9 protein-coding genes, 2 pseudogenes and 1 other annotated feature are annotated in these 12,644 nt (G+C 40.5%); of the genes and pseudogenes, 9 read left to right on the plus strand and 2 right to left on the minus strand.

All coding sequences use genetic code 11. From position 1 onward, the window contains the following. Positions 1-67: 67 nt before the first annotated feature. Positions 68-397: pseudogene (locus QP439_RS03805) on the minus strand (transposase); the annotation flags it as partial. Here QP439_RS03805 and QP439_RS03810 point away from each other — a divergent pair. Continuing rightward, a pseudogene (locus QP439_RS03810) lies at positions 380-985 on the plus strand (transposase); the annotation flags it as partial. The pseudogenes QP439_RS03805 and QP439_RS03810 sit on opposite strands and share 18 nt — an antisense overlap. A gap of 78 nt (positions 986-1,063) precedes the next feature. On the opposite strand, the gene QP439_RS03815 reads toward QP439_RS03810, so the two are convergent. Further along, positions 1,064-2,548 (minus strand): oligosaccharide flippase family protein, encoded by a 1,485-nt coding sequence (locus tag QP439_RS03815; RefSeq protein WP_285387701.1) that lies wholly within the window; start codon positions 2,546-2,548, stop codon positions 1,064-1,066. Positions 2,549-2,672: 124 nt separating this feature from the next. Between QP439_RS03815 and mecA the strand changes: the two genes are divergently transcribed. The 8 genes from mecA to rplJ all read left to right on the plus strand — a co-directional run bounded on the left by mecA (position 2,673) and on the right by rplJ (position 12,577). Beyond that, positions 2,673-3,410, plus strand: coding sequence for an adaptor protein MecA (mecA, locus tag QP439_RS03820; protein ID WP_285387704.1), 738 nt, complete (start codon positions 2,673-2,675; stop codon positions 3,408-3,410). A gap of 151 nt (positions 3,411-3,561) precedes the next feature. After that, positions 3,562-4,848, plus strand: a complete 1,287-nt coding sequence (locus QP439_RS03825) for a homoserine dehydrogenase (RefSeq protein ID WP_254753723.1) — start codon at positions 3,562-3,564, stop codon at positions 4,846-4,848. Between the two features lies 1 nt (position 4,849). Continuing rightward, the gene (gene thrB, locus QP439_RS03830) at positions 4,850-5,719 is read left to right on the plus strand and encodes a homoserine kinase (RefSeq protein ID WP_254753722.1); all 870 of its coding nucleotides are present in this window, start codon (positions 4,850-4,852) and stop codon (positions 5,717-5,719) included. A 259-nt stretch (positions 5,720-5,978) separates the two neighbouring features. Continuing rightward, entirely contained in the window at positions 5,979-6,917 is a 939-nt protein-coding gene (msrB, locus tag QP439_RS03835) for a peptide-methionine (R)-S-oxide reductase MsrB (protein WP_000818180.1), read from the plus strand. A 60-nt stretch (positions 6,918-6,977) separates the two neighbouring features. Further along, positions 6,978-8,702 (plus strand): ABC transporter ATP-binding protein, encoded by a 1,725-nt coding sequence (locus tag QP439_RS03840; RefSeq protein WP_000681727.1) that lies wholly within the window; start codon positions 6,978-6,980, stop codon positions 8,700-8,702. A gap of 1 nt (position 8,703) precedes the next feature. Continuing rightward, positions 8,704-10,452: an ABC transporter ATP-binding protein gene (locus tag QP439_RS03845; RefSeq protein ID WP_285387711.1), complete on the plus strand. Its 1,749-nt coding sequence runs from the start codon at positions 8,704-8,706 to the stop codon at positions 10,450-10,452. A 114-nt stretch (positions 10,453-10,566) separates the two neighbouring features. After that, positions 10,567-11,826: a TRZ/ATZ family protein gene (locus tag QP439_RS03850; protein ID WP_285387713.1), complete on the plus strand. Its 1,260-nt coding sequence runs from the start codon at positions 10,567-10,569 to the stop codon at positions 11,824-11,826. Positions 11,827-11,902: 76 nt separating this feature from the next. Further along, positions 11,903-12,038, plus strand: a sequence feature (ribosomal protein L10 leader region). A gap of 38 nt (positions 12,039-12,076) precedes the next feature. After that, on the plus strand, positions 12,077-12,577 hold the full coding sequence (rplJ, locus tag QP439_RS03855) for a 50S ribosomal protein L10 (protein ID WP_001287281.1): 501 nt from the start codon (positions 12,077-12,079) through the stop codon (positions 12,575-12,577). The last annotated feature ends 67 nt before the right edge of the window (positions 12,578-12,644 follow it).

The raw sequence follows: 12,644 nt of genomic DNA on the forward strand, positions 1-12,644 counted from the left end.
ATGGGACTTTTTTTCTACACAAAAATAGGCTCCATAATATCTATAGGGGATTTACCCACTACAAATATTATAGAGCCTCTTTTTTGATATTCAGATCGATAATAATCCGTTTTTTGAATTTGTAAAAGTTCCGAAAACCAAAAGCATTTCGTTTGATAAGTTTGATGAGATTATTGGTCGCTTCTAATTTAGCGTTGGAATAAGGTAATTGGAGTGCGTTGACAATCTTCTCTTTGTCCTTGAGAAAGGTTTTAAAGACAGTCTGAAAAAGAGTATGAACCTGTTTTAGCTTGTCCTCAATAAGTCCAAAAAATTCCTTATTCTGAAAGTGAAAAAGTAAGAGCTGATAGACATTGTAGTGGTGTTTCAAGTCTTCTGAATAGCTCAACAGCTTTTCCCAAATGAAAAAATTGTACTTGATTGCTTTCACATTGTACAACATCTCAGACGTGCTATGAGTCGTGTCCGTGTTCAAATCATGAACCAATTCGATAGAAAATCCCATGAATACAAGGCTGTCAAGCACTACTGGAAGCTCATCCAGCAGGATAGTCGTAAGCTGAGTGATAAACGATTTTATCGCCCTACTTTTCGCTCACACTGGACTAATAATGAGATTCTCGAAAAGCTCCCTGCATACTCTCAAGAACATAGAGAGAGGTATGAACTCTATCAACTATTACTATTTCATTCCCAAGAGAAATAAACAAACCATTTTTTGAATTGATTGAAGAAACGATTTCTTGTGTAAATCCTATTTTTCAAACTGTTTTTAAAACCTTTTTGAAAGATAAGGACAAAATCATGAACGCACTGGAGCTGCACTACTCAAACGCGAAACTAGAGGCTACTAATAACATCATTAAGGTCATCAAGTGCAATACTTTTGGCTTCCGGAACTTTAAAAACTTCAATTAAAACTAGAATCCTCATCGCTTTGAACATCAAAAAAGAGAGAACCAAGTTGGTCCTCTCCAGATTATAACTTTTCATCAACCCACTACAGTTGACAAAGAGCCAAAAGAAGTCGCTTTTATTGAAAATTTACTAATAACAATAATGATTAGTTGGTTGTTTTTTTAATCTTACTTAGTATAAGATTTAGGGCATAGTGGAGTGTTTTATCTTTTGTGATAAAGAGTGTTAAGAGGTAGTAAATAGTACAACCTACAATGGTAGAGAGAACCATGAAAATCATGTTCAAAGTTACTGTATAAGACGTTATTTGAAAGAGCGTTTTAAAAGTTAGGTAAATGGGAATAAATCCTAGTGAGACAATGCTATAGCGCATAAGAAATGTGAAAATTTCTTTCAATTTAAGTAACTGATATTTTTTGATAAAGTGAATTTCAAGTAGAACGACTATGATTTCTGCACTTATAGTAGTGACGAGATAGTATACTGGTGAAAATATATTATTGAAATACAAGAAGCAGTTGAGTAGGAAATTTAATCCACCACCAATAAAGTAAAAGGCAGTTAGACGATTTTCGTGATTATTAATAAATATAATTTGTCTACCCAGAATCAACTCAATGGCCCAGATAACACTTCGAAAAGCAAAAATGCTAGTAATGATTCCCGCCTCAAGATATTTTTCAGAAGAATAAATAACGGTTGCATAACTTCCTAAAATCATAATTCCAATACTTGTTGGAATTATGAGGAAATAGAAAAATGATGCTGTTTGATTCACAAGAGTTCTATAGGAATTGTAATCTTTTTTTCCAAGATAGTAGCTGAGACGTGGAACACTTACGTTTATAGCTCCACCTAGGACACCAGCAATTAACATAACGATGTTGGAAGCGATCGCATAATAAGAAATGTAGTTTTCATCAGGTCCATTGGTTATGAATATTCTATCGAGCAGGCCATAGAGCATACTGGAATTTGCTAATAGCAGCATAGTAAAGAGAGACTTAGATTCTTTGGTTAATTCCACAAAACTAATATTAACGAATGAAACTTTTCTCTTGATCCAAAGAAAACTAAGTAGATAATTTAGAATAGTGGTGGCACTCATGACAATGGCATAAGGAACAATATCATCTGCTGTTTTTACAAAGGTGAAGATTCCAACTAACATAGAAATCCGGATAATTAAGGTCTTATATAGGATGAAGGCATAGTTTTCATAAGCTTCGTTCATCCATTCGATATTGAGGAATTGGAAGAGTGCCTGTGCACCTAAGATATAGTAGAGAACTTTAAGATTTTCAATGCTGGTGTCAAAAAAGATAATAAGGAAGTAGATACCAGTTGTCAGGATAGAAGTGAAAACAGAAATATAAAACAACTTAGAAAAGACATAGTTGATTTTATTTTTATCATCCTTGACCTTACTGATAGCTCGAATTCCGTAGTTATAGATTCCAAATGCGGCTAAAGGAATGACAAAGCTAGCCCAGGTATTTGCGGTATTGAAATAACCGTAATTGGATTTGCTGAGAATCCGAGTCAGATAAGGATTGGTTATCAGCGGAAAAACGATATTGAGAACATTGACTAGTAAGCTAGCCAGTGCATTAACTTTTATATTTTTCATTGTACTTTCTTTCTTGTATTGTAAAATGGTCTCTAGTATTATATCACATTCTCGCTCCATTCTTTTGATAAAATCGTAAAAATCTAGTATAATAGATAGAACTGAAAGTATGAGGTTACTAGCAATGAAAATGAAACAAATTAGTGATACAACTTTGAAAATCACGATGTCTTTAGAGGATTTGATGGATCGTGGCATGGAGATTGCTGACTTTCTCGTTCCTCAAGAAAAAACAGAAGAGTTCTTTTATGCTATCTTGGATGAGTTAGAGATGCCTGAGAGCTTTTTGGATACAGGTATGTTGAGCTTCCGTGTGACTCCAAAACCGGATAAGGTCGATGTCTTTGTAACTAAATCAAAGATTGACCAAAATCTAGATTTTGAAGATTTATCGGATTTACCAGATATGGAAGAATTGGCTCAAATGTCGCCAGATGAATTTATTAAAACCTTGGAAAAAAGCATCGCAGATAAAACCAAGGATGATATCGAAGCGATTCAATCTCTAGAGCAAGTTGAAGCCAAGGAAGAAGAGCAGGAGCAGGCTGAACAAGAAGTTGAATGCAAGAAAGAGCCTTACATCTATTACATCCTTTCTTTCGCAAAACTAGCTGATTTGATTGCTTTTGCCAAGACAGTGACTTTTGAGATGGAAACTTCTGAACTCTACAAGATGAATGAGCGCTATTATTTGACCATTTTAGTGGATATTGAAAATCATCCAAGTCCATATCCAGCTTGGCTCTTGGCCCGTATGCGCGAGTTTGCAGATGATAGTGACATCAGTCGCTCAGTCTTGCAAGAGTATGGTCAAGTCTTGATGAATCACGATGCAGTGCTCAATCTGCAAAAGATTGGATAATCCTTTCTGGAAAGCTATTTCCAGATTTTAAGAAGAGCGAATCATCTGATTCGTTTTTTCTTTTTTAGATTGAAATAGTGATTTACTATAATAGGAATTTTCACAAAATTCTGTTATAATGGCTATATTAGAAAATTTCGAGGAGACAAACATGACAGTTAAAATTGCTTTACTAGGATTTGGTACCGTTGCAAGTGGTGTGCCTTTCCTCCTAAAGGAAAATGGAGAAAAAATCAATCAATCAGCACATTCAGAGATTGAAGTTGCTAAGGTATTGGTCAAGGATGAAGATGAAAAGAACCGCTTGCTTGCAGCAGGGAATGACTTTAACTTTGTAACCAATGTGGATGATATTTTGTCAGATCAAGACATTACGATCGTAGTGGAATTGATGGGTCGTATCGAACCTGCTAAGACCTTTATCACTCGTGCCTTGGAGGCTGGCAAACACGTTGTTACTGCTAACAAGGACCTTTTGGCTGTCCATGGTGCAGAACTGTTAGAAATCGCTAAAGCTAACAAGGTAGCACTTTACTATGAAGCAGCAGTAGCTGGTGGGATTCCAATTCTTCGTACTTTGGCAAATTCCTTGGCTTCTGACAAAATTACGCGCGTGCTTGGAGTAGTCAACGGAACGTCCAACTTCATGATGACCAAGATGGTCGAAGAAGGCTGGTCTTATGATGATGCTCTTGCGGAAGCGCAACGTCTAGGATTTGCAGAAAGTGACCCTACAAATGACGTAGATGGGATTGATGCAGCCTACAAGATGGTGATTTTGAGCCAATTTGCCTTTGGCATGAAGGTTGCCTTCGATGACGTAGCCCACAAGGGAATTCGTAACATCACACCAGAAGATGTAGCTGTAGCTCAAGAGCTTGGTTATGTAGTGAAATTGGTTGGTTCTATCGAGGAAACTCCTTCAGGGATTGCTGCAGAAGTAACTCCAACCTTCCTACCTAAATCACACCCACTTGCTAGTGTGAATGGCGTAATGAACGCTGTCTTTGTAGAATCTATTGGTATCGGTGAGTCTATGTACTATGGACCAGGTGCTGGTCAAAAACCAACTGCAACAAGTGTTGTGGCGGATATTGTCCGTATCGTTCGTCGCTTGAATGATGGAACAATTGGAAAAGACTTCAACGAATACAGCCGTGACTTGGTCTTGGCAAATCCTGAGGATGTTAAAGCAAACTACTATTTCTCAATCTTGGCTCCAGACTCAAAAGGTCAGGTCTTGAAATTGGCTGAGATTTTCAACGCTCAAGATATTTCCTTCAAGCAAATTCTCCAAGATGGCAAAGAAGGTGATAAGGCGCGTGTCGTTATCATCACACATAAGATTAATAAAGCCCAGCTTGAAAATGTTTCAGCTGAATTGAAGAAGGTTTCAGAATTCGACCTCTTGAATACATTCAAGGTGCTAGGAGAATAAGATGAAGATTATCGTACCTGCAACCAGTGCCAATATCGGGCCAGGTTTTGACTCGGTCGGTGTAGCTGTAACCAAGTATCTTCAAATTGAGGTCTGCGAAGAACGAGATGAGTGGTTGATTGAACACCAGATTGGCAAATGGATTCCACATGACGAGCGTAATCTCTTGCTCAAAATTGCTTTGCAAATTGTACCGGACTTGCAACCAAGACGCTTGAAAATGACCAGTGATGTTCCCTTGGCGCGTGGTTTGGGTTCTTCTAGCTCGGTTATCGTTGCTGGGATTGAGCTAGCCAACCAACTGGGTCAGCTCAACTTGTCAGACCATGAAAAATTGCAGTTGGCGACTAAGATTGAAGGACATCCTGACAATGTGGCTCCAGCAATCTATGGTAATCTCGTTATTGCAAGCTCTGTTGATGGACAAGTTTCTGCTATTGTAGCAGACTTTCCAGAGTGTGATTTCCTAGCCTACATTCCAAACTATGAATTGCGTACTCGAGACAGCCGTGGTGTATTGCCTAAGAAATTGTCTTACAAAGAAGCTGTTGCTGCCAGTTCTATCGCCAATGTGGTGGTTGCAGCCTTGTTGGCAGGAGACATGGTGACCGCTGGGCAAGCAATCGAGGGAGACCTCTTCCATGAGCGCTATCGTCAGGACTTGGTAAGAGAATTTGCGACGATTAAGCAAGTGGCTAAAGAAAATGGTGCCTATGCAACCTATCTCTCTGGTGCTGGACCGACAGTTATGGTCTTGGCTTCTCATGACAAGATGCCGAAGATTAAAGCTGAATTGGAAAAGCAACCCTTCAAAGGAAAACTGCATGGCTTGAAAGTTGATACCCAAGGTGTCCGTGTCGAAGCAAAATAAAGAATAGAAGACAGGATGGGGAAACCACTTGACCAGAGGGCTTCCTATCCTTTTTTTGAAAAGAAGTTTATACTCAATGAAAATCAAAGAGCAAACTAGGAAGCTAGCCGCAGGTTGCTCAAAACAGCGTTTTGAGGTTGTGGATAGAACTGACGAAGTTAGCTCAAAATACTATTTTGAGGTTGCAGATGTAAGCTGACGTGGTTTGAAGAGATTTTCGAGGAGTATTAGTTAAAAACTTGATAAAGGAGAAATAAAGATGGCAGAAATTTATCTAGCAGGCGGTTGTTTTTGGGGCCTAGAGGAGTATTTTTCCCGCATTTCTGGAGTGCTAGCAACCAGTGTTGGCTACGCTAATGGACAAGTCGAAACGACCAATTACCAGCTGCTCAAGGAAACAGACCATGCAGAAACGGTTCAAGTAATTTACGATGAGAAGGCAGTGTCACTCAGAGAGATTTTGCTTTATTATTTCCGTGTCATCGACCCTTTATCTATCAATCAACAAGGGAATGACCGTGGTCGCCAATATCGAACTGGGATTTATTACCAAGATGAAGCAGATTTGCCAGCTATCTACACTGTGGTGCAGGAGCAGGAACGCATGCTGGGTCGAAAGATTGCAGTAGAGGTGGAGAAACTTCGCCACTATATCTTAGCTGAAGATTACCACCAAGACTATCTTAAGAAAAATCCTTCAGGTTACTGTCATATCGATGTGGCGGATGCTGAGAAGCCATTGATTGATGCAGCAAACTATGAAAAACCTAGTCAAGAAATGTTGAAGGACAGTTTATCAGAAGAGTCCTATCGTGTCACCCAAGAAGCTGCTACAGAGGCTCCATTTAGCAATGCCTATGACCAAACCTTTGAAGAAGGGATTTATGTAGACATCACGACGGGTGAGCCACTCTTTTTTGCCAAGGATAAGTTTGCTTCAGGATGTGGTTGGCCAAGTTTTAGCCGTCCGATTTCTAAGGAATTGATTCACTACTACAAGGATTTGAGCCATGGAATGGAGCGAATAGAAGTTCGTTCTCGGTCAGGCAATGCTCACTTGGGGCATGTTTTCACAGATGGCCCTCGGGAGTTAGGTGGTCTCCGTTACTGTATTAATTCGGCTTCCTTGCGTTTTGTAGCCAAGGATGAGATGGAAGAGGCAGGATATGGCTATTTATTGCCTTACTTAAACAAATAAAACAGAGATGGTGGGCGATTCCCACTTTCTTTATTTCTAGTATACGAATAGAAGGGATTTATGAAACACTTATTATCTTACTTCAAACCCTACATCAAGGAATCAATTTTAGCCCCCTTGTTCAAGCTGTTAGAAGCTGTTTTTGAGCTCTTGGTTCCCATGGTGATTGCTGGAATTGTTGACCAATCCTTGCCTCAGAGAAATCAAGGACATCTTTGGATGCAGATTGGTCTGCTCCTTATCTTTGCAGTGATTGGCGTTGTAGTGGCCTTGATAGCTCAGTTTTACTCAGCCAAGGCAGCGGTAGGATTTGCCAAAGAACTGACAGACGACCTCTATCGTCATATTCTTTCATTGCCTAAGGACAGCAGAGACCGTTTGACAACTTCGAGCTTGGTGACTCGCTTGACTTCGGACACCTACCAGATTCAGACTGGTATCAATCAATTCCTGCGTCTCTTTTTGCGAGCACCAATTATCGTTTTTGGAGCTATCTTTATGGCCTATCGAATCTCAACTGAGTTGACTCTCTGGTTTTTAGTCATGGTTGTCATTTTGACCATTATCATTGTAGGCCTCTCTCGACTGGTCAATCCTCTCTACAGCAGTTTCAGAATGAAAACGGACCAATTGGTTCAAGAAACGCGCCAGCAATTACAAGGGATGCGAGTTATTCGTGCTTTTGGGCAAGAAAAACGAGAGTTACAGATTTTTCAAATCCTTAACCAAGTCTATGCTAGATTACAAGAGAAAACTGGTTTCTGGTCTAGTTTATTAACACCTTTGACCTATCTGATTGTCAATGGAACTCTTCTCGTTATCATCTGGCAAGGCTATATTTCTATACAAGGAGGCTTACTCAGTCAAGGTGCTCTTATTGCCCTCATCAACTATCTCCTACAGATTTTGGTGGAATTGGTCAAGCTAGCTATGCTGATAAATTCCCTAAACCAGTCCTATATCTCTGCTAAGCGAATCGAGGAAGTCTTTGCTGAAGCTCCAGAAAATATCCATTTAGAATTAGAACAAAAGCAAACTACTAGTAATCAGGTTTTACAAGTTCAAGGACTGACCTTTACCTATCCTGATGCGGCCCAGCCTTCTCTGAGAGATATTTCCTTTGACCTGACTCAAGGGAAAATCCTTGGTATTATTGGGGGAACGGGTTCTGGTAAATCAAGCTTGGTACAACTCATCCTTGGACTTTATCCAGCAGATAAGGGAAGCATTGACCTTTATCGAGATGGATCTAGTCCTCGTAATTTGGAGGAGTGGCGGTCTTGGATTGCCTATGTGCCCCAAAAGGTTGAACTCTTTAAGGGAACTATTCGTTCCAACTTGACTCTAGGTTTAGATCAAGAAGTAACTGACCGAGAACTATGGCAGGCCTTGGAAATTGCACAAGCCAAGGATTTTGTTAGTGAAAAGGAAGGGCTCTTAGATACCCTAGTTGAGGCAGGAGGACGAAATTTCTCAGGTGGACAAAAACAAAGGTTGTCGATCGCTCGAGCAGTCTTGCGCCAAGCTCCATTTCTCATCCTAGATGATGCGACCTCGGCCCTCGACACCATTACTGAGTCCAAGCTCTTGAAAGCTATCCGAGAAAACTTACCAAATACAAGCTTAATCTTGATTTCTCAACGAACCTCGACTTTACAGATGGCTGACCAGATTCTCCTCTTGGAAAAAGGTGAGCTTCTAGCTATCGGCAAGCATGAGGACTTGATGAAGTCCAGTCAAGTCTATCGTGAAATCAACGCATCCCAACATGGAAAGGAGGACTAGCATGAGACGACAAACTGCAAACCAGACGTTCATACGTTTGGCCAAAGATTTAGCAAGCCATCCTTTCCTCCTTTTCTTAGCCTTTCTAGGAACTATTGCTCAGGTTGGTTTATCAATCTACCTACCTATCTTGATTGGGCAGGTCATCGACCAAGTCCTAGTGACTGGTTCATCATCAGTTTTTTGGCACATTTTCATTCAGATGATTTTGGTGGTCATAGGAAATACTCTCGTTCAATGGGTCAATCCTCTCCTCTATAATCGCCTAATCTTCTCTTATACTAGAAACTTGCGAGAGCGAATCATCCATAAGCTCCATCGTTTACCGATTTCTTTTGTAGATCGGCAAGGCAGTGGAGAAATGGTCAGTCGTGTAACCACGGATATAGAACAGTTAGCAGTTGGCTTGACCATAATTTTTAACCAATTTTTCATTGGCGTCTTGATGATTTTGGTTAGTATTCTAGCCATGCTCCAAATTCATCTCCTCATGACCCTCTTAGTCTTGCTGTTGACGCCACTATCTATGGTAATCTCACGCTTTATTGCTAAACGCTCCTATCATCTATTTCAGAAGCAAACAGAGACGAGGGGAATTCAGACCCAGTTGATTGAAGAATCGCTTAGCCAACAGACGATTATCCAGTCTTTTAATGCTCAAACAGAGTTTATCCAAAGGCTGCGTGAGGCTAATGACAACTACTCAAGCTACTCTCAGTCAGCCATCTTTTATTCTTCAACGGTCAATCCTTCGACTCGCTTTGTTAATGCGCTCATTTATGCTCTTCTAGCTGGAGTAGGAGCTTATCGTATCATGATGGGGTCTACCTTGACCATCGGGCGTTTAGTGACCTTTTTGAACTATGTCCAACAGTACACCAAACCCTTTAACGATATTTCTTCAGTTTTAGCCGAATTGCAAAGTGCCTTGGCATGTGCAGAGCGTGTTTATGCTGTCTTAGAAAGTCCTGAAGTGGTTGAAACAGGTAAGGAAGTCTTGACCAGTGACCAGGTTAAGGGAGCAATTTCCTTTAAACAGGTCTCTTTTGGTTACAATCCTGAAAAGATTTTGATTAAGGATTTATCTATTGACATCCCAGCTGGTAGCAAGGTGGCTATTGTTGGCCCGACAGGTGCCGGAAAATCAACGCTTATCAATCTTCTTATGCGTTTTTATCCCATTAATTCAGGAGATATCTTGCTGGACGGGAAATCCATTTATGATTATAGTCGTGCCTCTCTTCGACAGCAGTTTGGAATGGTGCTTCAAGAAACCTGGCTCAAGCAAGGGACCATTCATGACAATATTGCTTTTGGAAATCCTGATGCCAGTAGGGAGCAGGTGATTGCTGCTGCCAAAGCAGCCAATGCAGACTTTTTCATCCAACAGTTGCCACAGGGATATGATACAAAGCTAGAAAATGCAGGTGAATCTCTCTCTGCCGGTCAGGCTCAACTTTTGACCATTGCGCGTGTCTTTCTGGCTATTCCAAAGATTCTTATCTTAGACGAGGCGACTTCTTCTATCGATACACGGACAGAAGTGCTGGTTCAGGATGCCTTTGCTAAGCTCATGAAGGGGCGCACAAGTTTTATCATCGCCCACCGTTTGTCAACCATTCAAGATGCGGATCTGATTCTAGTCTTGGTGGATGGTGACATCGTTGAGTATGGCAATCATCAGAATCTCATGACTCGAAAGGGCAAGTATTACCAAATGCAACAAGCTGCAGCTTTTAGCTCTGACTAATCCTTTCTACTTTGAAATCTTATGGACAAAAAAAGTTGCCTTCGGGTGACTTTTTTGTTACAATAGCTAGAAAAATTGTTCACTTTAAATTGTCTTTTAGAAAAGGAGCCTAGTATGAAAGTCTTTCAGCATGTAAATATCGTGACTTGTGATCAAGATTTCCATGTCTATATAGATGGAATCTTAGCTGTTAAGGATTCTCAAATCGTGTATATCGGTCAAGAGAAGTCAGAGATTTTAGAGCAAGCTGAGCAGATTATAGACTATCAGGGAGCCTGGATCATGCCTGGTTTGGTTAATTGTCACACTCATTCTGCTATGACAGGTTTGAGGGGGATTCGAGATGATAGCAATCTTCATGAATGGCTCAATGACTATATCTGGCCAGCAGAAGCTGAGTTTACTCCCGACATGACTACCAAGGCGGTCAAAGAAGCTCTGACAGAGATGCTCCAGTCAGGAACAACAACCTTTAACGATATGTATAATCCCAATGGTGTGGATATTGAACGGATTTATCAGGCAGTGAAAACTTCCAAGATGCGTTGTTATTTCTCACCGACTCTTTTTTCTTCAGAGGCAGAGACAACTGCTGAGACCATAAGCAGAACTCGAGCAATCATTGAAGAAATTATTGGATATAAAAATCCAAATTTCAAGGTGATGGTAGCCCCACATTCTCCCTACAGCTGTGATAGAGACTTGCTGGAAGAAAGTTTAGACATGGCAAAAGAGCTTGCTATTCCAATCCATATCCACGTGGCGGAGACCAAGGAGGAGTCAGGAATTATCCTGAAACGATACGGCAAACGCCCCCTCGCCTTTCTTGAAGAACTGGGTTACTTAGATCATCCGTCTGTCTTTGCTCACGGGGTCGAATTAAACGAGAGAGAAATTGAACGCTTGGCAACTTCTCAAGTGTCTATTGCCCACAATCCTATTAGTAACCTCAAACTGGCATCAGGGATTGCTCCTATCATTCAACTGCAAAAAGCAGGAGTAGCAGTCGGAATTGCGACGGATTCGGTTGCCTCCAATAACAATCTAGATATGTTTGAGGAAGGACGGACTGCAGCCCTTCTTCAGAAGATGAAAAGTGGGGATGCCAGCCAATTCCCAATCGAAACAGCCCTCAAGGCTCTGACAATCGAAGGGGCTAAGGTCCTAGGAATGGAAAATCAGATAGGAAGTCTAGAAGTCGGAAAGCAAGCAGATTTTCTCGTTATTCAACCACAAGGAAAAATCCATCTCCAACCCCAAGAAAATATGCTTTCTCATCTGGTTTATGCAGTTAAATCTAGTGATGTAGATGATGTTTATATTGCCGGAGAACAGGTTGTTAAGCAAGGTCAAGTACTGACAGTAGAACTTTAAAAGAAAAATCACGAAAAAATTTTAAAAAAAGTTTGCAAAAATCTTGCATTCTTTTTTTGACTATGCTATACTTATATACGGTTTGAAAAAACTGCCTAAGACAGTAGGGGAGCTCGACTCATAAATATCCTACCGAGGACAAAACGTATCATGTAAAAAGAAGCGTATTGTACTTTCGTGTCTAGGTTTGGGCGCGTTTTTCTTTTGGAAAAATTCCCCAAGCAAAATAATAACGGAGGTGAACACACTAATGAGTGAAGCAATTATTGCTAAAAAAGCGGAACTAGTTGACGTAGTAGCTGAAAAAATGAAAGCTGCTGCATCTATCGTCGTTGTGGACGCTCGTGGTTTAACAGTTGAGCAAGATACAGTTCTTCGTCGTGAGCTTCGTGGAAGCGAAGTTGAGTATAAAGTGATTAAAAACTCAATCTTGCGTCGTGCAGCTGAAAAAGCTGGTCTTGAAGAACTTGCATCAGTATTTGTTGGACCATCTGCAGTAGCATTTTCTAACGAAGATGTTATCGCACCAGCGAAAATCTTGAACGATTTTGCTAAAGACGCTGAAGCACTTGAAATCAAAGGTGGTGCAATCGAAGGCGCTGTCGCATCTAAAGAAGAGATTCTTGCTCTTGCAACTCTTCCAAACCGCGAAGGACTTCTTTCTATGCTCCTTTCTGTACTTCAAGCGCCAGTGCGCAACGTTGCTCTTGCAGTCAAAGCGGTTGCAGACAACAAAGAAGACGCAGCTTAATCTTAAGCTACGCAGCGTAGCCTAGCTACAAAAAAATATTATAAATTTAAAAACTTATTTGGAGGAA

The organism is Streptococcus sp. UMB1203 (assembly GCF_030217725.1).
Lineage (GTDB): Bacteria > Bacillota > Bacilli > Lactobacillales > Streptococcaceae > Streptococcus.